The organism is uncultured Hymenobacter sp. (assembly GCF_964242765.1).
Lineage (GTDB): Bacteria > Bacteroidota > Bacteroidia > Cytophagales > Hymenobacteraceae > Hymenobacter.
Genome location: NZ_CAXTBM010000021.1, coordinates 65,428 through 91,763 on the forward strand (window position 1 = coordinate 65,428; position 26,336 = coordinate 91,763).

A 26,336-nucleotide genomic window follows, 5' to 3' on the forward strand; every position below is an offset into this window, starting at 1 on the left:
AGCTCCCACCGCATGGACGCATATTCTTATATCGCCAACGCCCACGGCGACTACATCGACCAACTCTACCAGACGTACAAGAAGGACCCGGAAGCGGTTGACTTTGGCTGGCGGAAGTTTTTTGAGGGCTTTGATTTTTCGCAGCAATATCCCGATGGCGACGTGCCACAGGCCGTAGGCGAAGGGGTACTTACGCAACCTGCTTCCACCAACGGTACCGAGCAGATTCGGTCGGTTGATACCGTATCGGCGGACAAGGAAACGCAAGTACGCAACTTGATTCATGCCTATCGGAGCCGTGGCCACTTGCGTGCCGATACCAATCCGGTGCGTAAGCGCAAGGACCGTAAAGCTCGCCTCGACCTAACCGATTTCGGGCTGAGCGAGGCAGATTTGGATACAGTTTTCAAAAACGGCGAAGTGCTGGGCCTGGGAACAAACACCAAGCTGCGCGACATTGTAGCGGCGCTAGATAAGGTGTACACGGGCACCATTGGCTTCGAGTACATGTACATCCGCGACCCGCAGGTGCTCGACTGGTTTCGGGAAAAAGTAGAGAAGGATTCGTTGAGCTTCAACCCGAGCACCGAGTACAAAAAGCGCATTCTAAGCAAGCTGAACGAGGCGGTGGTATTCGAAAACTTCTTGCACACCAAGTTTTTGGGGCAGAAGCGTTTCTCGCTGGAAGGCGGCGAAACCACGATTCCGGCTCTCGATGCCATCATTCAGCGGGGCGCTGAGCTTGGGGTGGAGGAAGTGGTGATTGGGATGGCCCACCGTGGCCGCCTGAACGTGCTGGCCAACATCATGGGCAAGACGTACGAGCAGATTTTCTCGGAATTTGAGGGCACTGCCGTACCGGACCTTACCATGGGTGACGGCGACGTGAAGTACCACATGGGCTATAGCAGCCAGGTAGATGCCGCCGGCCGTACCGTCAATCTTAAGCTGGCTCCTAACCCTTCGCACCTCGAAGCTGTGAACCCGGTGGTGGAAGGGTTTGTGCGCGCCAAGCTCGACCACGGCTACGGCAACGACTACGATAAGATGCTGCCCATCCTCATCCACGGCGACGCCGCGTTGGCCGGTCAGGGCATCGGCTTCGAAGTGACGCAGATGTCGCAGTTGGAAGGCTACAAAACGGGCGGTACTATCCACTTCGTTATCAACAACCAAGTAGGTTTTACCACTGATTTCGAGGACGCTCGTTCGTCGATTTACAGCACTGATCTGGCTAAAATCATTGACGCGCCAGTGCTGCACGTTAACGGCGACGACCCGGAGGCCGTGGTGTTCGCAGTGCGCCTAGCCACCGAGTACCGGCAGCAGTTCCACGCCGATATCTTTATTGATATGGTGTGTTACCGCCGCCATGGTCATAATGAATCGGACGAGCCCAAGTTTACGCAGCCCACGCTGTATAACATCATCAGCAAGCACCAGAATCCGCGCGAGGTGTACAATACCACGCTCGTGCAGCGCGGCGACGTGGACGCGGAGTTGGCTGCTCAAATGGACAAGGAATTCCGCGACACGCTACAGGCCCGCTTGGATCTGGTGAAGCAGAAGCCGCTGCCCTACAACTATCAATCCCTTGAAAACGAGTGGCGCAGTTTGCGCCGCAGTAAGACCGAGGATTTTGATAAGTCGCCGGAAACGGGGATAAGCGAAGAAGTAGTGGCAAAGGTGGGCAAGGCTCTCACGACGCTGCCCGAAGGTTTTCGGCCTTTGAAGCAGATCGAAAAGCTAATTGAAGAGCGCAAGAAGATGTTCTTCGATACGCGAATATTGAACTGGGCCGCGGGCGAATTGCTGGCGTATGGTTCGTTGCTAACCGAAAAGCATATTGTGCGGGTGAGCGGCCAGGATGTGCAGCGGGGTACGTTTTCGCACCGCCACGCCGTGCTGCACGACGCCGAAACGTCGGCGCCTTACAACTCGCTCAATCACATTGGGGAGGGCCAGGAGAAGCTAAATATCTATAACTCACTGCTGAGCGAGTACGGCGTGTTGGGCTTCGAGTTTGGCTATGCTATGGCCAACCCCACGGCCTTGGTGGTGTGGGAAGCGCAGTTTGGGGATTTTGCCAACGGTGCGCAAACCATGATTGACCAGTTCATTGTGTCGTCGGAAAGTAAGTGGCAACGTATGAACGGGGTGGTAATGTTGTTGCCCCACGGCTACGAAGGCCAAGGCCCCGAGCACTCCAATGCCCGCCCTGAGCGGTTCTTGCAACTGGCTGCCGAGAACAACATCGTTGTGGCAAACATGACCACGCCGGCCAACTTCTTCCACGCGTTGCGTCGTCAGTTGACTTGGGAATTCCGCAAGCCGCTGGTAGTAATGTCGCCGAAGTCTATGCTGCGCCATCCGCTGTGCGTATCGCCGATAGAGGAGTTTACGAGCGGCGGCTTCCGCGAAGTGCTCGGCGACACGTTTGCCGATGCGAAGAAAGTGAAGCGGGTGCTGCTGTGCTCCGGCAAAGTATACTTCGACTTGCTAGAGGAGCAACACAACACAGGGCGTACGGACGTGGCTATTGTGCGGATGGAGCAGTTGCATCCGTTCCCGAAAAAGCAACTGGATGCTGAATTGGTGAAGTATCCGAAGGCCAAGGTGTATTGGGTACAGGAAGAGCCTGAAAACATGGGCTACTGGAACTACCTGCTGCGCTTTATGCGCCGCGAGTTGGAAGATGTTATTGCGCGTAAACCCTCGGCCTCACCAGCTACAGGTTACAACAAAGTGCATATCAAAGAGCAGAAAGAACTGGTTGCGCGTGCCTTCGATAAGCCTCGGGAAGCCGTAGCCGACTCAACTATCAAGGAAGCAGTGGCCATCGCCAAGAAGGCGGACTAGTAGAAGTTAACTAGTTGGCCGTCGCGCCAGAGAAACAAAAGTTGTTCAGAAAATGCGGGTGGTAGTATCCGCGTAACGTACCCACCGAAACTCTCAATATCCCACTCATGGGTCTGGAAATCAAAATCCCCGCTGTCGGCGAGTCCATCACCGAAGTAACTATTGCCAAATGGCTGAAGCAGGACGGTGACTCAGTGAAGCGCGATGAAGTCATTGCCGAGCTAGAGTCCGACAAAGCCACGTTTGAGCTACCTGCTGAAACGGATGGTATTCTCAAAATCCGCGTGGCGGAAGGAGAAACCATTGGCATAGGAACCGTTATTGCGGATATTGGCGGGGATGGTGCAGCATCCAACGGCGCAGCAGCGTCTGCGGCTCCGGCCCCTTCAACCGCACAAGCAGCCCCGGCAGCTCCACCCCAGCCTTCAGCTGACCCGGTAAGCCAAGGCGAGGAAAACCCGGCGGCCAGCAACCAAAGCGGCTACGGCGGCTCGCAGTCGGGCTCGGCGGATACGCCAACAGTGACTTCAGCTCCGAGTGCTGCGCCAGTTGCTGCAACTGCCTCGGCTCCAACTGCGAGTAGCAGTAGCGCCACAGTGGAAATGAAGATTCCGGCCGTAGGCGAATCGATTACGGAGGTAACTGTGGCTAAGTGGCTGAAAGAAGACGGAGCCCAAGTGCAACGCGACGAAATAATTGCCGAGCTAGAATCAGACAAAGCCACATTTGAGTTGCCAGCGGAAGGCACCGGCACTTTGCGCCATGCCGCCAAAGAAGGCGAAACAATTGGTATCGGGGCTACTATTGCCCGCATTGAGGGCGGCAGTGGTGCCCCAGCGGCAACTCCTGCGCCGGCCCCAGTTGCTACACAGGCTGCTCCGGCGGCCCCAGCTACTTCGGCTTCCACTACAAGCTACGCCACGGGCACGCCTTCGCCGGCGGCTGGCAAAATCCTTGGCGAGAAAGGCATCAATGCCACTGACGTGCAAGGTACGGGGCGCGATGGCCGCATCACCAAAGAGGATGCGCAAAATGCACAGGCTCGTCCGGCCGCTCCGGCCCCAATTGCTGCTCCAGTAGCTTCCAGTTCTGCTCCTGCTGCCAAGCCAGTAGCAGCAACTCAGCCGGCCTCCGGCAACCGCAACCAGCGCCGCGAGCGGATGAGCAACCTACGCAAAACGGTGGCCCGCCGCTTGGTATCGGTAAAAAACGAAACGGCTATGCTCACCACGTTCAACGAGGTGAACATGCAGCCCATCATGGACTTGCGTACCAAGTTCAAAGACAAGTTCAAGGAGAAAAACGGCGTGGGCTTAGGCTTTATGTCATTTTTCACCAAGGCTGTGTGCGTGGCTCTGAAGGAGTGGCCTTCTGTGAATGCGCAGATTGATGGCACCGACATCGTGTTCAACGACTTCTGCGACATCAGCATTGCCGTATCAGCCCCGAAAGGGTTGGTGGTGCCAATTATTCGCAACGCGGAAGAACTGTCCTTTGAGGGTATCGAGAAGGAGGTGGTACGTCTTGCTACGCTGGCTCGTGACAACAAGCTAACCATCGAGCAAATGACGGGAGGAACTTTCACCATCACGAATGGTGGGGTGTTCGGCTCGATGATGAGCACACCCATCATTAATGCTCCTCAATCGGCTATCCTGGGCATGCACAACATCGTGCAGCGTCCCGTGGCGGAAAACGGCCAAGTGGTGATTCGTCCGATGATGTACTTGGCTTTGAGCTACGACCACCGCATTATCGACGGGCGCGAGTCGGTATCGTTCTTGGTGCGCGTGAAAGAATTACTCGAAGACCCAACCCGCCTGCTACTGGGCGTTTAGGTTGCTGCTTCAAGAACACAAAAAAGGCTCCTTGCATAGCGCAAGGAGCCTTTCTGTTGGTAGGAAGTTGGAAGGGAAGGACTTTGTGGAAACTGTGTTATTCGTTGTCAGCCAGTACTGTGCTGAATATATACATTATAACTAGCTAGCTGATTAGCAATCCAGCTAATCGACTGGTAGCTCTCGTGAGCGGAGGATGCCTAAACGAGTGGCCATTTGGCGGGCTACCTGCTTTGCTTCTTCTGCTTTGGTGCCAGCAAAATGTTCTTCTACAGTGGTGGAAAACAGTTGCAGCCAGTGCTCGACGTGGGCACCACTGCGCGGTAGCACCACCTGCTCAGGCAGCGGCTCGCCGCCCGACTGGCCTTTTCCAAGTAGCGTGCTGCTCCAGTAATGATATTGGGTGGTAAGATAATGCGGCCAATGAATACGCGCTGCGGCTCCGAAGCTAGCACCAAGCAGCGTATCGTTGGTGGCTTTAAAGCATAGCGTATCCACGAGCGTTTTAATATCGCCTTCCGTCTGAATGTCGTGTAAAGTAGCAGAGTGCTTCATGGGCAGGTAAGGATAAATTGGGATACCAGATACGTAGCGAATTTACGCAGGTTGCTGTGATTTCGCTAATATATTTTATTGAAATTTTACAATCCAATTAGATACGCCTTATTTTCGTTTAAATGCATCAGCTTATTGATATATTAAAAAATTAGTGACTACTCTTAGTTTATTTTAGTTAGCCTTATATAATCCAACAGTGCTCCATTCACTTCGCAGTTCATGTTTTCGTTGGCTGATTCTAAGCTGAGGAATAGTGAATGCGTGCCCTGCGCCAAGTGTACCAAAATTGAATTAGTGAAGCCCCAATCCGCCCACTCGTTGTCTCCGCGTTGCGGTAGCACTATAGTACCGAGGAATTGAGGACCATTGCGCAGTGTGCGGATGGCGCATTTGTTACTGGTACTAACGGGGCCGTTACCATTGGCATAGCGAAAATCCACGGCGTACAGGTCGGTAGCAGGCACCGTCACACGGGCTACTACACTCTGATTCATGGTGGTACTGGTTTCCACGAACCCGTCATCTGAATAGCCATAGGAGGTCTTGTTTGAGTTTAGATTGCTTGCTTCAAGCTTAAAGGTGTACCGGATTTCATCTGGTGCTATAGGCAGAGGCTCACTGGCAAAACTCTCGAAGCCTTGCGCATCTACCGCTAGTACTTGGTACTCGGTGTAAACAGCAGGAGTGGGAATCGGAAAACTAATTTCGGTGGTGCGGCCTGCCACCTGCCCATTGCGCAGCACCTGATACACGTGGGCGCCTTCCACCGCATCCCAAACCAAGCGGCCAGCGGCATAGGTTACGACCGGCGTCAGGGGTGAAGCGTGGCAAGCAACCTTGTTTTGACCAGCAACCGGCGGCACTTCGCAGTTTAACACTATGGAAACGGTGTGCTGGCCCGTGAGGCTAGCAGGTACGGTGGCATTGGGTAGCGGGTGGCCATCGAGCATGATAGTGCGGACCACGTTGCCAAAGCCTTGCAACTCGATATCCAGCGTTGCTTGCCGGTAGTGGAAGCCCGTCAGGCGCCGTTGGCCTTGCAGCGCCTGCGGTACAAACGGCCGGAACGCTACACCATCCGCTTGAAAATCCATGCCAAACAAGCCTTTGTAGACCAGCCCTAGCGCCCCCGAAATACTCCACAGCATCACGTTGCTGTTCACTTGCGTACCGGCAAAGTCTCCGTTGCTGGCCACGAAGTTTTCCTTGTTGGTTTGAAACAACGCCGCAGGCCGGGCCACGGCGGCTATGCTTTCCAGAAACGCGGTTTCGTTGCCCGCTTTGGCCGCGGCCAAGCCCCAATAGCTCTGCACAAAAGGCCACACCGCGTTATTATGGTACGGCGGAACCCCCGCAATCTGGGGGTAAATGCACGGTATGCCGTACTCCATCACCGGCGTGCAAGCCACCACTGATTGGTTGCGCTCTGTATCGGCTATTCCGAACAGCACCGTCAGCGCTTCCCCCAAAGCTTCAGCTCGTGGCGACAGTACAGGGTAGGTGCGGCCGTAGTGGTACTGCCCATAGTAGCCTTTCTCGGGCAGCCACAGGTTTTGGTTGATGCCTGCTTTGATAGTTTCTGCCTGCGCCCGATGTCGGATAGCGGCCTCGGTATCACCCAGCTTTTCAGCCATCAGCGCTAGCACTATATTCGCTTGAAAATGAACAGCGTTGGTGCCTAAGCTTTCCGACTGGTAGATGTCGGCGGGCTGCATCCACTTCGGGTAAGTCTGCTCGCGCCAATCCAGAAACGAAGATTCGCCGCGCACGAGGCCCGTTGCGGGGTTGTAGGCATTCCACTGATCGTCTTCCACCGACTGCTTGACAAGGGGATACACCTGCTTCAGCCAGTGTTCGTCACCGGTGGTCAGGTAGATTTCCCAGGCGGCCGTGGCCCAGATAACTCGGTCGGTGGAGCAGGGATAGGCGCCGCCAGTACCGGTGTCTTGAATGATGCGACCCTGCGCGGTAACCTTGCGCAGTAAGCTGGTTTTGGCTACTTCGGGTTGCAGTGCTGCCTGGGCCAGAATGATGCTGTAGCTGATGTCGCGGGTCCAGACGCCGGCCCACTCCTGGCCGGTGCGGAACGTGCCGTCGGGCTCTACGGCGCGCTTGGCTTCTTCCAAGGCTAGGTTGTAAAGAGCATCAAGCAACGGATAGTCGGAAGTGTACTGCGGAAATCCGGATACGTCGAGGTTTTGCTTCCACTGAGCAACGGTGGTTTTCGTGTTGGCAGCTGCAAATAATTGCACAGTGGTTTCGAAGATTCCGTTGCCGTCGGGGTCATGTAGCTCCAGTTGCGGCGTGTCGATAAGGGTACTGAAGTTCCAGCTCAGTGGCGGCGTATTGCCCGCTACAAATACCTGTTTGAAATCGTCCTTATAAAGTCTTTGCCCATTATATAAGGTGTAGAAACCTTGACTATTGAAGGCCGCCAGCACCGGCCGCATGTCCAGCCTGATTTTTAGGTATGTAGCAGAGGTGAGGTAAGTATCGTGGGGTACGGCCGTTTCATTCTTGTACGGCTGCCCAAACACAAGAAGGGGCGTCTCAAGTAAAGCGCCGTCGGCGTTGGGCACCACCACAAACAAATGGTCCTGGCCCGGCGGCATTTCGTTGTCCTCGCCGTTCAAGCTGAACTTGAAAATCACCTGCGGGCTCTGAAACTTGTTAATCGGGCTCTGGTAATCAGACGTCAACTCGGTGCGCGACAAAGCCCGCGCCGTGTACTGGCCCTGTACCAAACAGTCCCGATAAAGCGTGTAAGCGGCCGACTGCCACACGGGGGCCGACGTTGGTAGCTTAGTTGATGCGGAAGGAGGGGAGGGTGATTTCGCCATGATAATAAGCGCCTAGCAGGCCAGGCGTAAGTTGAAAACGGGCGGAAAACAAGAGAGGCACGTACGTCAAGGGACAGTTTCGTTTAAGGCTAGACCTTGGCTTTTCGGCCGCCAAGCACCACCAGCGCCACGGCCACCACAATCAAGGCAGCGCCAAGTAGCATTTGGGGGTTCAGTGCTTCGCCGGCAAAGGCCCACCCCAGCAACACCGCTACCACCGGATTCACAAAGGCGTACGTGCCTGCCAGCGCTGGCTCCACCACCCGCAGCAGCCAGATGTAAGCCGTGAAAGCCACAATCGACCCAACGGAAACCAAGTACCCATACGCCAACCACGACTTCGGCGTGACTTGCGCCAGCTCGAAGCCCGTGGCCTCCCCGCGCAAAAGCCCAACCGCGAGCATCAGCAAGCCGCCGCACAGCATTTGCATACCGCCCGACAGAAAAGGCGAGGAACTCGGCTGATTTTTTTTCGAGTACAGCGAGCCAATAGCCCACAAAAAAGCGGCTATCAGCACCAGACTGATGCCCAGCGTCTCATGCCCTGGCAGGGCCACGTGGCTGGCGCCGGGTGTGCGGGCCAGCAAGTACACGCCCCCTAGTCCGCACGCTAAGCCTACCGCTACCCACCATGTGGGCCGCGCCGCGGTGCCGCTCCACCAGCCTAGCAGCGCCAGAAACATGGGCACCGTAGCTACTAGCAGCGCCGCCAGCCCCGAGGGAATGTACTGCTCGCCGAGCGTTACGCCACCGTTGCCGAACCCGAGCAGGCAGATGCCAATAACGAGGGCCTTCCACCAGCCATTTAGAGTAGGGGCAGGCTCGCCGCGCCAGCGCATAAACCCGTAGAGCAAAGCCCCCGCCAGCGCGTAACGGGTGCCCGCCATCAGCAACGGCGGAATAGAGTCGATAGCGAATCGGATACCTAGGTAAGTGGAGCCCCAGATGAGGTACACGGCCGCAAAAGCCAGCAGCACCGAAGCACGGGAAGGTGCGGAAGTGGAATTCATAGACTAAGGAGTAGACACGCAAACTTACCGCCTACCGGGGCTTCTACCACCTGAATCGTGCGGAAACAGCCGGCGCTGTAGCTGCCTGATAGCCGCGACGCAGCGTTTTGCTTGCAATACCGTTCTTTACTTTACACCCCAGCTGTTTGCTTGTGCGCTACTTCCACTTTCTTCTGGCCGGCCTGATGGGCCTAGCCCATTTCACATCGGCCCAACTTATGCAGCCCAAGGCCGCCTTCACCCGCGCCGACTCCTTGCGCGGAGCTCTCACGCCGCTGCGCACTTGCTACGATATCAACTACTACCACCTCGATGTAAAGCTGGACGTGGCGCGCAAATCCATCCGCGGGTCCAACCTGTTTCGCTTCACGGCCACCCAGGACTTCACCCGCCTCCAGTTCGATTTATTTAGCAACCTAACCGTGGAAAAGGTGGAGTGCCAGGGCCAAACGGTGCCGTACACCCGCGAAGCTAATGCGGTGTTTCTGACGTTTCCGGCGCCTGTTCGCAAGGGGAGCCGCGGCGAGTTTACGGTGTACTACTCCGGCCAGCCCACCGTGGCCCAACACGCGCCCTGGGACGGGGGCTTGGTTTTCACCCAGGACGCCAAAGGCAAGCCCTGGGTAGCTACGGCCTGCCAGGGAGTGGGCGCCAGCATCTGGTGGCCCACCAAAGACCACCAAGCCGACGAAGTGGATAGCATGCAAATCAGTGTTTCGGTGCCGAAGGGCCTGAAAGACGTGTCAAACGGCCGCTTGCGCAAAACCACCGCGCTAAAGGACGGCTACACCCGTTTCGACTGGTTTGTTGGCAACCCCATCAACAACTACGACGTGGCCCTCAACGTGGGCGACTACACCCACTTCAGCGACACCTACGGCGGGGAGAAAGGCAAGCTGACTTTGGACTACTGGGTGCTTCCCGAAAATTTGGAGAAGGCTAAAAAGCAGTTCGCGGCCAATGTGAAGCCCATGCTGAAGAGTATGGAGTCTTGGTTTGGTCCGTACCCCTTCTACGAAGATGGCTACAAGCTGGTCGATGCTCCGCACCTGGGCATGGAGCACCAGAGCGCCGTAGCCTACGGCAACAAGTACCTGAACGGCTACCTGGGCAAGGACCGCTCGAATAGCGGCTGGGGCTTGAAGTGGGACTTCATCATCATCCACGAAAGCGGCCACGAGTGGTTTGGCAACAACATCACTTCCCGGGACATTGCCGATATGTGGGTGCACGAGAGTTTCACCACCTACTCGGAAGCGTTGTTTGTGGAAGGCCAGTTCGGCAAGCAGGCGGGCCAGGAGTACATCCACGGCCAGCGGCGCAACACCCGCAACGACGGCCCCATCATCGGGCCCTACAACGTGAACAAGGAAGGCTCCGGCGACATGTACGACAAGGGCAGCAACCTGCTCAACATGGTTCGCACGGTTATCAACGACGACGCCAAGTGGCGGCAGATTCTGCGCGGCCTCTCCCAAACCTTCTACCACCAAACCGTCACTACCGAGCAAATAGTTGGGTATATCAACCGGCAAAGCGGCCGCGACCTAACCCGCATCTTCGACCAATACCTGCGCCATCCGGGCGTGCCAACCCTGGAACTGCGGTTCGAGGATGGCAAAGTGCTGGCCCGTTGGATAGCCGACGTGCCTGGTTTCGATATGCCGGTTCGCGTACGTACCAAAGGCGGCGAGTACCGCTTTATTGCGCCTACTACCAGCTTTCAAGTCATAGACGTGCCAGGCTTGACCAAGGAAAATATCGAGGTAGATACGTTCAACTACTTCGTCGGCGTGTTAGTGGAGTAGCGTTTCGGCAGACGTAGTCCATTAAGAGAGGCGAATTCGCAAGCTCGTTTAAGACGTTAAAAGCTGGTTTTAGACGCTCCACTGACTCAGAAACGCCTATCTCACAATTTCGCAAGTTCACAACCTTGCCGTTCGTACCTTCGTGGCCGTTGATTTCCACCGAACTCACCTTCTGAGTATGAACCAATACGACGTTACCGTTATCGGCTCCGGGCCCGGCGGTTATGTAGCGGCTATCCGCTGCGCCCAGCTTGGCCTCAAAACGGCCCTCATCGAGAAATACGACACGCTAGGCGGCACTTGCCTGAATGTGGGCTGCATTCCCAGCAAAGCTCTCCTCGACTCAACCGAGCACTACCACAATGCCCACTCCACCTTCAAGGAGCATGGCATCGAGCTGAGCGACTTGCAGGTGAACATGAACCAGATGATAGACCGCAAAAACGGCGTCGTGAAGGCTAATGTTGACGGTATTGCGTTCCTGATGAAGAAAAATAAGATCGACGTTTTGAAGGGCGTCGGTTCGTTTGTCGATAAAAATCACCTCAAGATTCAGCCTACGGCGGGCGGTGAGGAGCAGCAAATCGAAACCAAAAACGTCATCATTGCCACTGGCTCCAAGCCCACCGTGCTGCCCTTCATTCAGCAGGACAAGCAGCGCATCATCACCAGCACCGAGGCCCTGAACATCCGGGAAGTGCCCAAGCACATGATGGTGATTGGCGGCGGCGTAATCGGGCTGGAAATGGCGTCGGTCTATGCTCGTCTCGGCGCCAAAGTGAGCGTCATCGAATTCATGGATTCGCTGATTCCGACCATGGATCGCGCCCTTGGCAAAGAGTTGAAGCGCATCCTGGGTAAAATCGGCATCGAGTTTTTTCTGAGTCATAAAGTAACCGGCGCTACCCGCGAGGGCGACGCCGTGACCGTAACCGCTACCAACCCCAAAGGCGAGGAAGTGAAATTTGAAGGCGACTACTGCCTGGTGGCTGTGGGCCGCGTGCCCTACACCGCGGGCCTGAACCTAGAAGTGGCCGGCGTGGCCATGGAAGAGCGGGGTCGCATCAAGGTCGATGAACACCTGCAAACCAACGTGCCCGGCATCTACGCCATCGGCGACGTGATTCGGGGCGCTATGCTGGCCCACAAGGCCGAGGAAGAAGGCGTATATGTGGCCGAAACCATTGTGGGTCAGAAGCCGCACATCAACTACCTGCTCATTCCTGGCGTGGTGTACACCTGGCCCGAAGTGGCTGGCGTGGGCTACACCGAAGAGCAGCTAAAAGAGCAAGGCAAGGCCTACAAAACCGGCAACTTCCCCTTCCGGGCCTCCGGCCGCGCCCGCGCCTCCATGGACCTCGACGGTTTCGTGAAAGTGCTGGCCGACAAGGAAACCGACGAAATCCTGGGTGTGCACATGATCGGTCCGCGCATCGCCGACCTCATTGCCGAAGCCGTAACGGCCATGGAATTCCGCGCCTCCGCCGAGGATGTAGCTCGCATGAGCCACGCCCACCCCACCTACGCCGAAGCTATGAAGGAAGCCTGCCTAGCTGCCACCGAGAACCGCGCAATTCATATGTAATAGCGCGCCTAAAGGCATAAGCGTAAAGCGGCTGAAGATTAATATCTTCAGCCGCTTTTATATGGCTAATAGTTTTATCTTAATTATTGCGGATAGTTAGTGCTAACTACCGTAGATTACTTTATAGGTGTTTGATTTTTTATTCCATCCCAAGCAACTAAAAGGGAGAAAATACAAATAATTAACACTGTAACATTTTGTAGAACAAATGCCCATATGTATCGGGAACTATACCAGGGACCCGGTATTGCTGTTCCTGATTGAACTGAATCACCTTCTGCATTAGCATCTACGGCTAACCTTAAATAGCAAGTTTTATCCAAGTTCATTAAGGAACATATATGCCTAGTAACCTCATCCATTACTATACGGTCTATTCTGTTACGACGCTGTATCCCCGACTGATAGAGACCGTGGACAATGAACAATACGGTCAAGCCTGCTGACCATAGAGCCTTCTGGAAAGTAGTTAAAACGACATAGTAGTTGAGTAAAGCGGCACTGGAAAGTCCGATTAGCGTTATCATGCCAAAAAAAACCCTCCATTCATGTTCTCGTCTTACATTAAATAGATCTAAATGTTTATCATATACAAAGCGTAATTCTTCTGAAAATAATTGACGCTTGTCAAACTCTTCGGGTGTGTTAAAGTTGCACATGATTTCTGTTATTGTGACTTATATAGCTTTGTAATAGGTAATTTGATTTAAAAGTAAGGTGAGGAATTAATGATTGTATTAATTGTCAAGCTTGCCTGTGTATTAACAATTCTTGTGAGAGTGTAGGAGCGATATGCAATATTATTTTTAATATGGAATTATTGCATCAGTATTAGCACTGAGTTTACATTATTTCTTTTGCTAGTACTGATGCTGAACTGACAGGTTCTCAGAGCTAATAGAAAACGGATGGGTTAGTCTAGCAGCGCACGGCAATAATGATTAAAGCAACCCTGCGTCTTCTGTACTAGCTTAAATCTATCCTTCAGCACTTGGTACTACTGACCTTGGATGGTGATGCTTTCGTCTTCCAGTAGCTTGCTTGGGTCCTCCATGTCGCCCTCGATGGTATACAGGGAGAAGGTGTGCTTGCGCGCGAGGTAGCGCGGGTTGATGTAGTCGCGCACTCCGCACAGGATAATGCGAACGTGAGTCATGGTTTCGTAGCTTGGCTGTCAGAACCTTCACCTTCCAAGCTGCTTTTGCATGACGACCTATATTGCCTTCCTGCGTGGTATCAACGTGGGTGGCCACCGCGTAACGATGGACGTATTGCGCCGTCTTTTCACAGAGTTGGGCTTGAGCAATGTGCGCACCTACATTCAGAGTGGCAATGTGTTTTTCGAAACTGAAGAGCAAAACCGCGCCCAACTCACCGCCCGGATCGAGCAGCACTTGCAGCAGACGTTAGGATACCGCGTATCGGTGTTTCTGCGCAGTGTAGCGGAATTAGAACAACTGCTGACCCTCAATCCCTTTGGTCACCTAGCCGTCACCAATGATATGCGGCTGTGTGTGATGTTTCTGGCTGAGCCCGCGCCGGTTGGGCTAGAATTGCCACTGTTTTCGCCCAAAGCAGATATGGAAATTGTTTCCCTCACCGACCAGGAAGCCTTTGTGGTGTGGTACATCATAGAAGGCCGGCCGCCAGCTTCTATGACCTTCTTAGACAAGACACTCGGCCGCCAGACCACCACCCGTTTCTTCCATACAGCCGCCAAAATCCTAGAAGCTGCCAAGAAATCTTGATTTGCCCAACGCCATCGAGCGTAGAGCAATCTGCATAGAATAATCGCGCCTTACTAACGTAAAAGCTTCAATATCATTTAGATATGGTCTTGGGTCTTTACTCACAGATAGCGAATGAAAAATCTGCTCGGAGGTATCGTAACCGGTAGTTGCCTCTTTTGGCCGGTGCTTGCACAGGCTGGCGAGAAGGAGGTGAAGGCGGTATTCTTATTGCAAGGAGGGATAGGAGGAATACTGATTGGCGCCGGACTTTATGCCTGCTTTATGATGCTATCGGCAGTGTTGTTCAAGAAGAAAACTACGGTAGCAACGCTTTTCACGCTGTCCGTTACCTTTTATATCTACATACAATACTGGTCATTATACTTTTTGGCTATTGCATTGCATTTTATGCGTACCCGCCAGATGAGGTATGAGTTTGGGGAGCTAACTAGCTTATTGATTGGGGCCCTGACTTGTATTGGAGCCTGGGGGTTGGTGGTGCTTGGTGTTGCGCTACGGATGTGGATAAACCGGAATCAAAGCCACCAGACAGACTGCTTTACCCAATGAGCAGTGACCAAGGAAGCTTGAGTTCTGCCGCAAGCCCTTGGGGAAGTGGAGCAGCGAAAGTCCACTTCATTTGCGCTTGAATTTGCCGCAAGTGGAGCATATATATGTTGCTAATAAGCTCAAGTGTAATACCTGAGTCGCGCAGCAACGATAAAAAAGCAGTATGTGGAAAAGGAAACCTTAACGGCAAAGCTTGCGAATAACGAACCCGCAGGGGCAAAGGTGTTGAAAGGCATTGCTCTTGGAGCAGACCTATTTTTTCATGTTTCTCTACACTATCATGGCTAAGGACAAGAAGCACTCAAAGAAAGGCAATCAGTCGAACGACTTGCTTGATGAAGCGGCAGTATCGCTCAAGAAATTTCGCAAAGTCACCAAGCAACTTACCAAGCTGAGCACGGGTCAAAAAGTAGTAGGCGGGGTGGCCCTGCTGGCGGCTGGGCTCACGTATTTGGCGAAAAAGCAAGCCGCCGCAGGTCCCGCAACCGACGCCTCCCCCGATGCTACAGCAGCCGAGGCTACGCTGGCCAAGCTCACGGATGAGGAGGAGCCTCAAGTGCCTGCGCCAAGAAAAGCTTCACACCGGAGCAAAAAGAGCAAGCACATTCCAGATTAACGCGCAAAACTAGTAGCAGCTTCGGTGTCTGCCGCTAGTGTTGATTATCGTGAGTTTGGCGGGCAGTTGCTTGGCACAGCCTGTACCTTTCCCGGCGAGGGCCCTGCACCATACGTTTATAATGCCTTGCTAGTTAGCACAATGAAAGTAGATGCCAGGCGTATGGCTTGGTCGTCAAGAGGTAAAAGAAGCTTTTCTGCCTTGCAGGAGCTGTTTTTCTTGTGAGTATCAAAATCCCCCTTACCTTTGCAGCACTTTAGCGAAAAGCACTTGTGCTCCGCTCGAGCAACTGGTTCGGTAGTTCAGTCGGTTAGAATGCCGCCCTGTCACGGCGGAGGTCGCGGGTTCGAGTCCCGTCCGGACCGCTTCAAAAGCAAGAAATTGCTTGAAAGCTTAAAAAGCCCCTTAGCACAAACTAAGGGGCTTTTTTATGGCATCACCGGCAGATTGGTTGGGGTTACTTTGTTAGCCGTACGAGCTTCGCAATCCTAGCTATTTGCTTTTCAAGACGTTTTTCAGCTCTTGCACCCTGAATCGGTTATCTAGCTCGATGAACTCTTTCATCATAGCGGCATGACCGGAGCCGGCCAGCACCATCACCTTGTCATCGGAGGGCTCTACCGTTTTCTGCACCAGCGAATACATGTACAGGTTGCGCCGATACCATTCCGACACCAGATACGGTCCGGCGAAATTGCTGGTAGTTCCGGCTCTGTTCAATCTATCGATATAGAAGGCTTTATTGGAAGCAAGATCTTCCTTGGTGTTGAGGTCGAGCAGGAGTTGGGTTAGGGTGTAGGTTTCTATTTTCCTGTTTAGGTTGGTTTCCAGCGCTTTCAAATTGCCTTCTATGCCCTTAATCAACGCTTCTTGGTGAGCTTCCTTCATTGCCTTCATCACGCTGTCGTAGGGGAAAGCCGTTTTGTTGTAGTCGAGGGCGTAAATCTTGGTCAGCTTAGCTTTTTTGCCTGCCCTGAAGCCTAGCTGAATAATTTCGTTTTTCAGATAAAAGTCTCTCCCTTTCGGATTTGTGTACTTGACCATGACGTATTCCTCGTACTTGCCACTGAGGTACTGCGTGTAGAGCTCATCGAGGCCGGTTTGGTCGTCCCAGGCCCACTCTACGAATATTTTGTCGGGCGCAAACTGGTTGATCTTGTTGGTGATGGTTTCCAGCTCGCTCTGCACTTTTGGCGTCAGTACGTCGAAGGTTTTGATTTTCGCCAAGTCTGCCCCCGGATTATGAAAGTGGAAGGTGCCAATCAATAGCAGCTCGGCTTGTTTGGTTTGGGCAAAGCTTGCTGTGGCGGAATACAAGAACAGTAGAACGAGAAAAACTTTTTTCATGTGGGAAGTGGTGGAGAATTAAGCAAGAATGCGGATGTAAACTGCTAGCCTAGTGCGGGCAACGACAGGCGGGCCAGGCGCCGGAAGCTACACCAAAGCAGCGGTACGGCCTACTTCCCTACGCATGATACCATCTAGCTTACTACCGTTGCCCGTGTAAAGTAAAGCGGCGCATACTGTGGCAACCGGACGCAGTGCAGCAATGAAGCACTGCGTTGTGGCAGTAGCACCCACCGATCCACGCGGGTACAAAGAAGTAGCATCCAACCGCAAAAGCTCCGTACTTGCCGGTTATGCTTTCTGAACCAACCTACCTGGCGGCCCGTGTAGTCGCTCCCATGATTGAAACCCACTTTGCCCGCCACCACGAAGCGGCCACCGCGCACAATACCAGCCTGTTGGCCTCGCCACCGTCGGTGCACCTAGTGGAAGTAATGATTGATGCCGCCTTCTGGGCGAGTTTGCGCCGTGAAGAGGGGCACCCACCTAAGATTTCGCTGGCACTGCTCGAGCCGGAGCAAGCCACGCAGCCAGTGGTGTTTAGTAAGCGCCGCCTTATCCCGTACAACCTGCTTAAGCTGGCGCCTGCTGTAGAGCTACCCGGTATTCATTTGGGGGTGTGGCACGATGAGCAAGGCCTTTATGTATGGGGCACCGCCACTGGTATTCCACCGCTGTGCTTGGTAATAGAAGTAATAGAGCCCGGCCTGCTCGTGGTAAAGCATCGCCGTGCCGATGGTTTCGGGAAGTTCGTGAACGTGGCTATCCTGCGCGGCGACCAGCTCCAACTCGTTGATGGGGAAAGCGCCGCCATGGACGACTGCCCGGCGCTACAGGCTTTTTTGCCGGGCCGCAGCCTGCCTACCACCGCCGGCGAAACCGACAACGTGCTGGGCGAGCTGGCAACCGCAATGCGGGCCCACGGCCGGGGTGGCTTGGTGCTGGTGGTGCCACCCAATTCCACGCAGTGGCAGGAGTCTATAGTGAAGCCTATTACCTACCCTGTGCTACCCGCCTACATGGGTATTGCGGAGGGGCGGCAGCAGGAGCAGGCCAAGTGGAAGTGGCGCGAGGATATTCAACGCGCCATCGGGATTGTGGGCGGCTTTACGGCTGTGGATGGCGCCACCGTCATCACCCGCGATTATCACTTGTTGGCCTTCGGGGTGAAAGTGGCCCGCGCCGAAACCAGCGTGCCTGTCGATAAAATGGTCATAACGGAGCCCGTAGTTGATAGTGTAGCTCGGTATCTGCACCCGGCCCAAAACGGCGGTACCCGCCACTTGGCCGCTGCCCAGTTCGTGTACGACCAGCGCGATGCGCTGGCACTTGTCGCTTCCCAAGACGGCTACTTCACGGTGTTTGCCTGGTCCACTACGCTTGAAATGGTGCACGCCCACCGCATCGACGTGCTGCTGTTGTAGCCTTACCTGCGCAGCAAATTTTGCGCGCTGCCTCATCCAGATCAAGTAGAGAAGGGAAATTGCCTGCAGGCCCTTCTGCTGAGCGGACGCACGGCGGCGTTTATACTGACGAGTACAAATGCAAAGCGGCGGCAGCTCCGAAGAGTTGTCGCCGCTTTTTGTTGGTGCCCCGATTTACTCGGTTGCCTTTTTCACCCCGACAGCGCTAGGACCTTTCTGGCCCATTTCCACTTCGAAAGTTACTTTGTCGTTTTCCTTTATCGTAATGCCCCCAAGACTGTTGGCATGCACAAAAACGCTTTCCTGCGTTTGCTGGTCTTTGATGAAGCCGTAGCCCTTGGAGTCGTTGAAGAACGTAACCGTACCCTTGCGGATCGGATCGTCCTGCTCCTGGTCTTCCTGCTTTAGTGCCCCGATGCGGACATCTTCGACCTTGATTTCCTTTTTCTTGGTCGGATCGGGGGGAGTGGTTGAGATGTTGCCATTTTCGTCTACATAGGCGAGCATCTCGTCCAGGTTCTGCCCTTTCTTGGCAGTAGCCTGGCGCTCTTCTTTGCGCTCCTCCTTGTCCATCTTTTTCTTCTGGCGCTTTTTCTCGTTCTCCTTCTTGCCGAAGCTTGCTTGGGATTTCCCCATGTGTGTTTAGTTGTTTGGTCTGAGTGCTTTCACTGATAAAGTTAAGCATTTGGAATATAGTATAGAGTATTACAGTCAAGGATGGGCTAAAGTTCAGTGCCAATAAGAAGTGCACCACCTGAAAACCAAGAAGAGAGGCAGCCTCCAGTGCCTGGCCTGTGCCTTGGCTAACGCCATCGACACTACCACCTTGATGTTCAAGTTACTGCCTGCCATCAGTGAGCGAGCTTTTACATTCTTTAGCGCACAGAGCGGCCATTTGCTAGCCGTTTTCGGAAGCGCCCTGGTACCTGTTATTGTCGGTTTCGAGCAGGCGATTCTGTTGTCGCAGTACGAATCCGATGGAAACAGCTCGCAAGCTGGCAGAAACAAATGATTTCGCGCAATTAGCGCTATGTTAAGGGTTTAGCTTTTCACTTAGCCTACTGTATGAACGATGCTCCGCCGCCTGCCTTAAAGAAAGTGTTGAAGCCGTTGCACCTGTGGGCTATTGCGGTGGGACTGGTTATTTCCGGTGAATACTTCGGCTGGAACTACGGCTGGGCCGTGTCGGGTACGGTTGGGTTTCTGATAGCCACCCTCCTGATTACGGTGCTCTACGTCACGTTCATTTTCAGTTTCACCGAACTGACGACGGCCATTCCGCAGGCTGGCGGACCGTTTGCGTACGCGCACCGTGCCTTGGGACCAGTGGGAGGGTTTGTGGCAGGCTATGCGACGCTGGTGGAGTTTCTGTTTGCGCCGCCCGCCATTGCCTTTGCCCTGGGTAGCTACGTGCATTTCCTGTATCCGAGCGTGCCCGTGCTGGCAACGGCGCTGGGTAGCTACGTGCTGTTTATCGGTATCAATCTGCTGGGTATCAAAGAGTCGGCGCTGTTTTCGTTGGTGGTGACTTTGCTGGCCGTGGCCGAGCTATTGCTGTTTATGGGCCTGGTAGCGCCGCATTTCAAGGCCAGCAACTTTCTCGCCGACCCCCTGCCGTTTGGGGCGGCGGGGGTATTTGCGGCCTTGCCCTTTGCCATCTGGTTTTACTTGGCCATCGAGGGCGTAGCGATGGTAGCCGAAGAAGTGCAGGACCCTCAGCGCACTATTCCGATTGGCTACACCTACGGGCTGGTCACGCTGGTTTTCCTGGCCCTGGGCGTGATGGTGCTGACCGGCGGGGTCACCAATTGGCACCGGCTCAGTGGCATCGACTACCCACTGCCCGAAGCCTTGAGCTATGCGCTGGGCAAAGGAAGCCCCTGGACCAAGGTGTTTGCTAGCATCGGTTTGTTTGGCTTAGTGGCCTCGTTTCACGGCACCATCATCGGGTATTCACGGCAAGTATTTGCGCTGGCGCGCAGCGGCTACCTACCGAGCTTTTTGGCCCGCGTCAACCCGCAGTTCCAAACGCCGCATTGGGCTTTGGTGGCCGGTGGGGTAGTGGGGTGCGTTTCGCTGCTGACGGGTACCACCGACAAGCTCATCATCCTGTCGGTATTGGGGGCAGTGCTGATGTACCTAACGAGTTTGCTTAGCCTGTTTGTGCTGCGGCGGAAAGAGCCGAATTTAGTTCGGCCGTTTGTTACCCCGTTTTATCCCTGGTTTCCTTTGATTGCCACCATCTTATCGATGGTGAGCTTGGGAGCTATTGTGTATTATAATTGGCTGCTAAGCTTGATATTCTTCGCAGGCTTAGCGTTGTTACTAGGTCTCTATGTAGGGCTAGGTTTTGCGAAGCCTAGTGCGATAGTATCAACACAAGAGAGCAGTTAGATAGAACGTTATGCTGCGCTTGTGAAGCATCCTGCATGCTGTGATGCCGGAAAAGTAATTATCGGACTAGTGAGATGCTGCGCAAGCGCAGTATGACGTTCTAGTCGTTTTTACAATTTGCAGTTATTAGGCTCTGCTCCTTATGGCTTACCACCACACCATCCGCAATCGGGTTTATCAGTTCGCCGACCTGAAGACGCTCCTGGCCAGGGCCTCGCCGCTCCGGTCGGGCGACGGGCTGGCGGGGGTAGCGGCCGATACCTACGAGGAGCGAGTAGCCGCTCAGCTTACGCTGGCTGATGTGCCTTTACGCAATTTTCTCCACGAGGTGCTTATTCCTTACGAGCAGGACGAAGTAACGCGCCTGATCATCGACACGCACGATGCCGCCGCGTTTGCACCCGTCAGCCACTTCACGGTGGGGCAGCTGCGCGACTGGCTGCTGACCGATACCACCGATACGCGTACGCTCCAGCAACTCGCCCCCGGTCTGACGCCCGAAATGGTAGCCGCCGTTAGCAAGCTGATGCGCAACCAGGAGTTGATTGCCGTAGCCCGCAAGTGCGAAGTGATAACGCAGTTCCGCAACACGCTGGGCTTGCGCGGCCACTTAGCTACTCGCCTTCAGCCCAACCACCCCACCGACGACGCCCGCGGCATTGCCGCCAGCCTGCTCGACGGCTTGCTCTACGGCAGCGGCGACGCCGTTATCGGCATTAACCCCGCCACCGATAGCCCCGCCGCAGTCCGTAATCTGCTGGAAATGCTCGACGCCATTCGGCAGCAATATGCCATTCCTACGCAGTCCTGCGTGCTTTGCCACATCACAACTACGCTGGAACTGGTGCGGCAGCAAGCCCCGGTAGACCTGACGTTTCAGAGTGTTGCCGGTACTGAGGCGGCCAATGCCAGCTTCGGTATCAACTTGGCCCTGCTCGATGAAGCTTGGCAAGCCACGCTCAGTTTGAACCGGGGCACGGTGGGCCAGCACGTTATGTACTTTGAAACCGGCCAGGGCAGCGCCCTCAGCGCCAACGCGCACCACGGCCTCGACCAGCAAACCTGCGAAGCCCGCGCCTACGCCGTAGCCCGCCGTTTCCGGCCGCTGTTAGTTAATTCCGTAGTCGGTTTTATCGGTCCCGAATACCTCTACGACGGTAAGCAAATCATCCGGGCGGCGCTGGAAGACCATTTCTGCGGCAAGCTCCTGGGTCTCCCCATGGGCATGGACATCTGCTACACCAACCACGCCGAAGCCGACCAGGACGACATGGACACCCTGCTCACGCTGCTCGGCGTGGCCGGCTGCAATTTCATCATGGGCGTGCCCGGCGCCGATGATATTATGCTCAACTACCAGTCCACGTCCTTCCACGATGCCATCTACCTCCGAAGCGTGCTCGGTTTGCGCCCCGCCCCGGAGTTTGAGGCATGGCTGCAACAACTCGGCGTATTCGATGCGCAAGGCAAGCTGTTGCCTGCGCCGCTGCAACCGTTACTACTAGAGAAGCTGCCCCAGGCATTTCGGTAATATGTACAGCAGTCCAGAAACTACACTAATTGCCAATAAATTCTTGTGCGCGACCGATGTAGAGACGCCACACTTGGCGTCCCGTCGTGGCTGAGGTTGTTTAGCTAGGTGCAGTTTCGGCCGTTCAACGACGAGACGCCAAGTATGGCGTCTCTACATCGGTCCACGGGTTGACATGCTATGCCGTCAGTGCGTATAGCAAGATGTTGACGCCAAATTTGGTGTTGTCTTCGGCTAGGAAGCGCTTGTTGCGGAAGTCGTAGTCCCACTCGCAGCCGTAGTCTTTGTTGGAGTAGAGCACGCCGAGGCGGCCATTGATTTCGATGCCTTTCGAGTAGTCGTGCACCAGGTCGTCGCCCCAGCCATTGAGTTCGAAGGAGGTGGGTGGTGGGCCGTCGGGGAACTTGAAAAACTGAGAGTAGATGACGTGGGTCTTGGGAATTTTCTTCAGGGCACCAGCGCCAAAGCACTGCCGCATCTGCTCCTCGAACGAGCGGGCAAACAGGCCGTCGATGTCATGGTTGCAGTCATCAACGAATACGAAACCGCCGTTGCGCACGTACTGCGTGAAGTTCGTCTTTTCCTGCGCCGAAAACTGCACCAGGCGATGCCCCGATAGGTAGCAGAAGGGGTGCCGAAACAACTCCGGCGAGTCCAGCGCCACCACTTGCTCTTTCTGGTTGACGGGTATTTTGGTGTACTGAATCAGCGAGTGTAGCAGGTTGGTCGGCATCCGCTCGTCTACGCCATCCCAGTCGCCGGAGCGGTATTGCAGACGCACGAAAGTGAAAGGAACAGGCATGCAAGGCGATAAGGTGGAGGACAGGACTACTAGCCGTAGCCAATAACAGACAAAAATAAATGAGGTAGGTGGCTTGAAGAGGAGAAAGTGAATTGCTGGCCGTAAAAAAGCCGTGAAACGCATGAGTCTGACACTCAAGTTGAAAACTTGTTGCCGCCAGCATATGGGTCTGGCAATGAATTTGCGTTTACTGGTTTTATGTATAACTAATCTTGCTTCCCTACCATGAAACCTCTGCGAATTCTTGCCCTACTTTTCTTGCTGTTGGCTGGTGCCAGCCAAACTCAAGCTCAATTTGGTATCAAAGCTGGCGTCAACAACGCCGTGCTCGACGGCCAAAACATCAACATGGACACCGACTATAAAACCACCTACCACGTCGGCGCCTTCCTGCGGCTGCCCATAGTAGGCCCGTTGTCTATCCAACCCGAAGTGCTGTACTCCCTGCAAGGCTCACAGTTCAAATCAGCCGTTGCCAACTACGATTCCAAGCTGCACTACCTCAACATTCCGGTGCTGGCCCATGTGAAAGTAGGCCCCGTGTACGCCGAAGCCGGCCCACAATTCGGCGTGTTGCTGGGTGCCCGCGAAAACGGTACGCTCCGCATCAGCGCAGCCGATGGCTACGGCCCCGTCGACCGCACCGCCGACAACAACTACAAAAAGAACGATTTTGCCCTGGCTGCCGGCGCCGGCCTCGAACTTGGGAGCGTCATCATCGGCGCCCGCTACACGGCTGGTATCAACAACATCAACGACGTAGACGACCTGAACGGCGCCAACGACCCACGCCTGAAAAACCGTGTTATTCAAGCCTTTGTGGGTATTAAATTTGGTAAATAGTGGATGATACAGAGGAGTTTTGGGACTGCTGTTGCGATTTATTTGCTTGCACGGCATTTCTTTTTCTCTTCTATCATTCATGAAAAAAACTATTCTATTACTAGGTGTTTTGTTGGGCTGTGCGGCAACTGGTTGGGCGCAAACGGGCGTTCAAGTTGGGGTGAAAACAGGGTTGAGCTTGGCCGTTCTCGATGGCACCGTCAATCAGGGAGCAAATTTCAAACCGGGAATACATATAGGAGGAGTGCTGCGGTTGCGGCCTTCCAAGCATATTGCCATTCAACCCGAACTAGTGTACTCGCAGCAGGGCTCCGACAATAAAATTCCGGTCGGGGGAGGTATAACGCTCGAAAACAAAACCAAGCTTTCTTACTTGAATCTTCCCATCCTGGTGAAGATCTACTTGGGCGACGTTTTTAATATTCAGCTAGGGCCACAATTTGGCTTGTTGCTGGCAGCCCGGCAGGATGGCCAAGTAGGATATTCCTCTGGTTCCAACGGGAGCGGCTTCAAAACCGAAAACTTAGATGTCAAGGAAGACTATAAAGGAGACATCGGCTTGTGTGGCGGGCTTGGCGCAGATCTAAAGAACGGCCTGCTTGTAGCTGCTCGTCTGAACTATGGCCTTACCGATATCAACAACAACGAACAAGAAAAGGCGGCGCGCGAAGCCTATGGTTTCGGTGGCCTGCATAACCGGGTGCTAGAATTTTCGCTAGGCTACGTTTTCGGAGGTAAGTAGAGTTTGCTATTAACGAGCAACAAAAAGCCCTGTCTGCAAACCAGACAGGGCTTTTTGCTGCTCGTCAACTTCCGCTACACCGCATCCGATAAGCTGGTGAACGTGAAATCCCGAATCTTCAAGGGCGGGACCATGTTGCCGCCCAGTCGCACCGGTTTGCCCATGGCCTCGATGTTGTTGAGCATGATGACTGGGCTTTCGTTGAAGCGCATGTTTTTGATGGGGTGTTTGATCTTGCCGTTCTCGATATAGAACGTTCCGTCGCGGGTGAGGCCGGTGACGAGGAGCGTCTGCGGATCGACGTCGCGGATGTACCAGAGGCGCGTAACGAGGATGCCTTTTGCCGTGCCTTTGACAAGGTCATCGACGCTTTGGGTGCCGCCTTCCATAATCCAGCCACTCGGGAAAGCCGTAGCTGGCTTCTTGCTTTTCTCGGCCCAATAACGGGAATAGTAGAGGTTCTTCATCACGCCTTTCTCCACCCAGGTCATGCGCTTCACGGGCAGTCCGTCGCCGTCGAACACGCGGCCGGGAGCCGTGGCGTTGAGCGGATCGGAATAGATGGTAATGCGCGGGTCGAAGAGCTTTTCGCCGAGCTTGTTGCCGCCACCTTTTTTGCTGAGGAAGCTGCGGCCTTCGTCGGCTTCGCGGGCATCGAGGGCGTACATCAGGCGGTTCAGAACGCCTTCGTCGGAAACGAGGGCGGCGGGCTCCAAAATAACGGTGTACTTGCCGGGCTCGATGGCCTTGGCCGCTACCGAGCCGGCGGCTTTGGTGGCGGCAATGCTGGTAAGCGTCTTGGCGTTGAACTTAGCTACGTCGGTGTAGTCGGCCACGGCGTAGCCCGAGCCAGTACCGTCGGCGGTGCGCACGGTTACCGAATAATTCAGTTGCGTGAACTGCTGGTAGCCTTCCAAGCCTTTGTTGTTGCGGATGGCCACGAAGTTCGGACCGTCTTCGAGGTAGCCAGCCGCCGTGAGCTTGCGGGCTTCGCACAGAGCAATGCTGTCGGCGGCCACCTGGGCGCGGAAGTCGGCGGTGATGCCGGCCGTGGCAGCAGTGTAGGTAACGGGCGTGAGGAACTGCTGCGGCCCGAGCATGGGCATGTATTCGGGGTCCTCGGGCGCCAGTTTGGCAATTTCTTCGGCCCGCTGCACGCAGCGGCGCAGGGTGGCATCGTCGAACTGGTTGCAGGTGGCCACGCCCGAGCGTTTGCCGAACCGCGCTTCCACCGCCAAGCTCACGTTGTCGGACGAGCCGGCGGTACTCACGTTGTTGCGGGCGTAGCGAATGTTGCCGGTGGTGCGGCCATTGAGCTGGCCCGCGCACTCATCAGCCGTGCTGAAGCTCAAAACCTTCTTGAGGATGGCCTGCGCTTCGTTTTGGGAAAGTATTGCCATGAGGTGATGTGCTGATTATGTATTGCTGGCTTGTTGCTAGTTGATGCGGAGTAAGCTGCTCTTGCCTGTCATTCCGACGCAGAAGGAATCTGGTTAAACCCATTGATCAGCTATTCCAGATTCCTCGCTCCGCTCAAAATGACAGCCTAGATAGGCAACTAGCCGATTTTCCGTGCTGTGTTGATGACGTTGACGCCATTGAAGCGGGTGGTAGCCGAGCCGTGGCTCACGGCGGAAATCTGCTCCGGCTGACCTTTGCCGTCGAAGAAAGTACCCATGAGCCGATAGTCGGACTGGTCGCAGGAGCCGGCGCACGAGTTCCAAAACTCTTGCGTGTTGGCTTGGTAGGCCACGTCTTCGAGCATGCCCGTAATCTTGCCTTTGTCGATGGCGTAGAACACCTGCCCGCCGAACTGAAAGTTGTAGCGCTGCTGATCGA

At 54.7% G+C, this 26,336-nt stretch carries 21 protein-coding genes, 1 tRNA gene and 1 pseudogene; 13 read left to right on the forward strand and 10 right to left on the reverse strand.

From position 1 onward, the window contains the following. Positions 1-12: 12 nt before the first annotated feature. Together ACFE7X_RS11205 and odhB are read left to right on the forward strand one after the other, a co-directional pair. Positions 13-2,859, forward strand: coding sequence for a 2-oxoglutarate dehydrogenase E1 component (locus ACFE7X_RS11205; protein ID WP_375435752.1), 2,847 nt, complete (start codon positions 13-15; stop codon positions 2,857-2,859). 107 nt (positions 2,860-2,966) lie between these two features. Next, positions 2,967-4,697, forward strand: coding sequence for a 2-oxoglutarate dehydrogenase complex dihydrolipoyllysine-residue succinyltransferase (gene odhB / locus ACFE7X_RS11210; RefSeq protein WP_375435753.1), 1,731 nt, complete (start codon positions 2,967-2,969; stop codon positions 4,695-4,697). 165 nt (positions 4,698-4,862) lie between these two features. Here the strand turns inward: odhB and ACFE7X_RS11215 are convergent, their stop codons facing one another. From ACFE7X_RS11215 to ACFE7X_RS11225, 3 genes are all read right to left on the reverse strand, one after another. Next, positions 4,863-5,252: a group III truncated hemoglobin gene (locus ACFE7X_RS11215; RefSeq protein WP_375435754.1), complete on the reverse strand. Its 390-nt coding sequence runs from the start codon at positions 5,250-5,252 to the stop codon at positions 4,863-4,865. Between the two features lie 164 nt (positions 5,253-5,416). After that, a complete protein-coding gene (locus ACFE7X_RS11220) occupies positions 5,417-8,095 on the reverse strand; it encodes a glycogen debranching protein (RefSeq protein WP_375435755.1) in 2,679 nt (892 codons plus the stop codon). Positions 8,096-8,184: 89 nt separating this feature from the next. Next, on the reverse strand, positions 8,185-9,105 hold the full coding sequence (locus tag ACFE7X_RS11225) for an EamA family transporter (protein WP_375435756.1): 921 nt from the start codon (positions 9,103-9,105) through the stop codon (positions 8,185-8,187). A gap of 152 nt (positions 9,106-9,257) precedes the next feature. Between ACFE7X_RS11225 and ACFE7X_RS11230 the strand changes: the two genes are divergently transcribed. Together ACFE7X_RS11230 and lpdA are read left to right on the forward strand one after the other, a co-directional pair. Then, the gene (locus ACFE7X_RS11230) at positions 9,258-10,913 is read left to right on the forward strand and encodes a M1 family metallopeptidase (RefSeq protein ID WP_375435757.1); all 1,656 of its coding nucleotides are present in this window, start codon (positions 9,258-9,260) and stop codon (positions 10,911-10,913) included. A gap of 178 nt (positions 10,914-11,091) precedes the next feature. Next, positions 11,092-12,498 (forward strand): dihydrolipoyl dehydrogenase, encoded by a 1,407-nt coding sequence (lpdA, locus tag ACFE7X_RS11235; RefSeq protein ID WP_375435758.1) that lies wholly within the window; start codon positions 11,092-11,094, stop codon positions 12,496-12,498. Positions 12,499-12,614: 116 nt separating this feature from the next. On the opposite strand, the gene ACFE7X_RS11240 is transcribed toward lpdA, so the two are convergent. Further along, the gene (locus ACFE7X_RS11240; RefSeq protein WP_375435759.1) at positions 12,615-13,157 is read right to left on the reverse strand and encodes a hypothetical protein; all 543 of its coding nucleotides are present in this window, start codon (positions 13,155-13,157) and stop codon (positions 12,615-12,617) included. A 338-nt stretch (positions 13,158-13,495) separates the two neighbouring features. Beyond that, positions 13,496-13,654, reverse strand: coding sequence for a hypothetical protein (locus ACFE7X_RS11245; RefSeq protein WP_375435760.1), 159 nt, complete (start codon positions 13,652-13,654; stop codon positions 13,496-13,498). Positions 13,655-13,703: 49 nt separating this feature from the next. On the opposite strand from ACFE7X_RS11245, the gene ACFE7X_RS11250 reads away from it, so the two are divergent. The 4 genes from ACFE7X_RS11250 (at position 13,704) to ACFE7X_RS11265 (ending at position 15,779) form a co-directional block, all read left to right on the forward strand. Continuing rightward, positions 13,704-14,246, forward strand: coding sequence for a DUF1697 domain-containing protein (locus ACFE7X_RS11250; protein ID WP_375435761.1), 543 nt, complete (start codon positions 13,704-13,706; stop codon positions 14,244-14,246). Between the two features lie 114 nt (positions 14,247-14,360). After that, positions 14,361-14,798, forward strand: a complete 438-nt coding sequence (locus ACFE7X_RS11255) for a hypothetical protein (RefSeq protein WP_375435762.1) — start codon at positions 14,361-14,363, stop codon at positions 14,796-14,798. Positions 14,799-15,078: 280 nt separating this feature from the next. After that, positions 15,079-15,414, forward strand: coding sequence for a hypothetical protein (locus tag ACFE7X_RS11260; RefSeq protein WP_375435763.1), 336 nt, complete (start codon positions 15,079-15,081; stop codon positions 15,412-15,414). A 291-nt stretch (positions 15,415-15,705) separates the two neighbouring features. Then, a tRNA-Asp gene (locus ACFE7X_RS11265) sits at positions 15,706-15,779 on the forward strand. A 127-nt stretch (positions 15,780-15,906) separates the two neighbouring features. Here ACFE7X_RS11265 and ACFE7X_RS11270 read toward each other — a convergent pair. Next, the gene (locus ACFE7X_RS11270; protein WP_375435764.1) at positions 15,907-16,761 is read right to left on the reverse strand and encodes a DUF5694 domain-containing protein; all 855 of its coding nucleotides are present in this window, start codon (positions 16,759-16,761) and stop codon (positions 15,907-15,909) included. A 293-nt stretch (positions 16,762-17,054) separates the two neighbouring features. On the opposite strand from ACFE7X_RS11270, the gene ACFE7X_RS11275 reads away from it, so the two are divergent. After that, entirely contained in the window at positions 17,055-18,185 is a 1,131-nt protein-coding gene (locus tag ACFE7X_RS11275) for a putative sensor domain DACNV-containing protein (protein WP_375435765.1), read from the forward strand. Positions 18,186-18,359: 174 nt separating this feature from the next. Here ACFE7X_RS11275 and ACFE7X_RS11280 read toward each other — a convergent pair whose 3' ends face one another. Continuing rightward, positions 18,360-18,821, reverse strand: a complete 462-nt coding sequence (locus ACFE7X_RS11280) for a cold-shock protein (RefSeq protein WP_375435766.1) — start codon at positions 18,819-18,821, stop codon at positions 18,360-18,362. A 429-nt stretch (positions 18,822-19,250) separates the two neighbouring features. On the opposite strand from ACFE7X_RS11280, the gene eat reads away from it, so the two are divergent. Together eat and ACFE7X_RS11290 are read left to right on the forward strand one after the other, a co-directional pair. Next, a complete protein-coding gene (eat, locus tag ACFE7X_RS11285) occupies positions 19,251-20,579 on the forward strand; it encodes an ethanolamine permease (RefSeq protein WP_375435767.1) in 1,329 nt (442 codons plus the stop codon). 142 nt (positions 20,580-20,721) lie between these two features. After that, entirely contained in the window at positions 20,722-22,110 is a 1,389-nt protein-coding gene (locus ACFE7X_RS11290) for an ethanolamine ammonia-lyase subunit EutB (protein ID WP_375435768.1), read from the forward strand. A 178-nt stretch (positions 22,111-22,288) separates the two neighbouring features. Here ACFE7X_RS11290 and ACFE7X_RS11295 read toward each other — a convergent pair whose 3' ends face one another. Then, positions 22,289-22,912, reverse strand: coding sequence for a DUF4159 domain-containing protein (locus ACFE7X_RS11295; RefSeq protein ID WP_375435769.1), 624 nt, complete (start codon positions 22,910-22,912; stop codon positions 22,289-22,291). A 225-nt stretch (positions 22,913-23,137) separates the two neighbouring features. Between ACFE7X_RS11295 and ACFE7X_RS11300 the strand changes: the two genes are divergently transcribed. Together ACFE7X_RS11300 and ACFE7X_RS11305 are read left to right on the forward strand one after the other, a co-directional pair. After that, positions 23,138-23,755: a porin family protein gene (locus tag ACFE7X_RS11300; RefSeq protein ID WP_375435770.1), complete on the forward strand. Its 618-nt coding sequence runs from the start codon at positions 23,138-23,140 to the stop codon at positions 23,753-23,755. A 79-nt stretch (positions 23,756-23,834) separates the two neighbouring features. Beyond that, positions 23,835-24,497, forward strand: coding sequence for a porin family protein (locus ACFE7X_RS11305; protein ID WP_375435771.1), 663 nt, complete (start codon positions 23,835-23,837; stop codon positions 24,495-24,497). A 74-nt stretch (positions 24,498-24,571) separates the two neighbouring features. On the opposite strand, the gene ACFE7X_RS11310 is transcribed toward ACFE7X_RS11305, so the two are convergent. Both ACFE7X_RS11310 and ACFE7X_RS11315 read right to left on the reverse strand, forming a co-directional pair. Continuing rightward, entirely contained in the window at positions 24,572-25,897 is a 1,326-nt protein-coding gene (locus ACFE7X_RS11310; protein ID WP_375435772.1) for a TldD/PmbA family protein, read from the reverse strand. 158 nt (positions 25,898-26,055) lie between these two features. Continuing rightward, positions 26,056-26,336, reverse strand: a pseudogene (locus ACFE7X_RS11315) (TldD/PmbA family protein); the annotation flags it as partial.

Coding starts and splice junctions, on each gene's coding strand:
- ACFE7X_RS11310 (WP_375435772.1), bottom strand. CDS start 25,897: ATGGCAATACTTTCCCAAAACGAAGCGCAGGCCATCCTCAAGAAGGTT.
- ACFE7X_RS11250 (WP_375435761.1), top strand. CDS start 13,704: ATGACGACCTATATTGCCTTCCTGCGTGGTATCAACGTGGGTGGCCAC.
- ACFE7X_RS11255 (WP_375435762.1), top strand. CDS start 14,361: ATGAAAAATCTGCTCGGAGGTATCGTAACCGGTAGTTGCCTCTTTTGG.
- ACFE7X_RS11205 (WP_375435752.1), top strand. CDS start 13: ATGGACGCATATTCTTATATCGCCAACGCCCACGGCGACTACATCGAC.
- ACFE7X_RS11280 (WP_375435766.1), bottom strand. CDS start 18,821: ATGGGGAAATCCCAAGCAAGCTTCGGCAAGAAGGAGAACGAGAAAAAG.
- ACFE7X_RS11305 (WP_375435771.1), top strand. CDS start 23,835: ATGAAAAAAACTATTCTATTACTAGGTGTTTTGTTGGGCTGTGCGGCA.
- ACFE7X_RS11225 (WP_375435756.1), bottom strand. CDS start 9,105: ATGAATTCCACTTCCGCACCTTCCCGTGCTTCGGTGCTGCTGGCTTTT.
- ACFE7X_RS11215 (WP_375435754.1), bottom strand. CDS start 5,252: ATGAAGCACTCTGCTACTTTACACGACATTCAGACGGAAGGCGATATT.
- ACFE7X_RS11295 (WP_375435769.1), bottom strand. CDS start 22,912: ATGCCTGTTCCTTTCACTTTCGTGCGTCTGCAATACCGCTCCGGCGAC.
- ACFE7X_RS11240 (WP_375435759.1), bottom strand. CDS start 13,157: ATGTGCAACTTTAACACACCCGAAGAGTTTGACAAGCGTCAATTATTT.
- ACFE7X_RS11260 (WP_375435763.1), top strand. CDS start 15,079: ATGGCTAAGGACAAGAAGCACTCAAAGAAAGGCAATCAGTCGAACGAC.
- lpdA (WP_375435758.1), top strand. CDS start 11,092: ATGAACCAATACGACGTTACCGTTATCGGCTCCGGGCCCGGCGGTTAT.
- ACFE7X_RS11220 (WP_375435755.1), bottom strand. CDS start 8,095: ATGGCGAAATCACCCTCCCCTCCTTCCGCATCAACTAAGCTACCAACG.
- ACFE7X_RS11275 (WP_375435765.1), top strand. CDS start 17,055: ATGCTTTCTGAACCAACCTACCTGGCGGCCCGTGTAGTCGCTCCCATG.
- ACFE7X_RS11300 (WP_375435770.1), top strand. CDS start 23,138: ATGAAACCTCTGCGAATTCTTGCCCTACTTTTCTTGCTGTTGGCTGGT.
- odhB (WP_375435753.1), top strand. CDS start 2,967: ATGGGTCTGGAAATCAAAATCCCCGCTGTCGGCGAGTCCATCACCGAA.
- ACFE7X_RS11270 (WP_375435764.1), bottom strand. CDS start 16,761: ATGAAAAAAGTTTTTCTCGTTCTACTGTTCTTGTATTCCGCCACAGCA.
- ACFE7X_RS11245 (WP_375435760.1), bottom strand. CDS start 13,654: ATGACTCACGTTCGCATTATCCTGTGCGGAGTGCGCGACTACATCAAC.
- eat (WP_375435767.1), top strand. CDS start 19,251: ATGAACGATGCTCCGCCGCCTGCCTTAAAGAAAGTGTTGAAGCCGTTG.
- ACFE7X_RS11290 (WP_375435768.1), top strand. CDS start 20,722: ATGGCTTACCACCACACCATCCGCAATCGGGTTTATCAGTTCGCCGAC.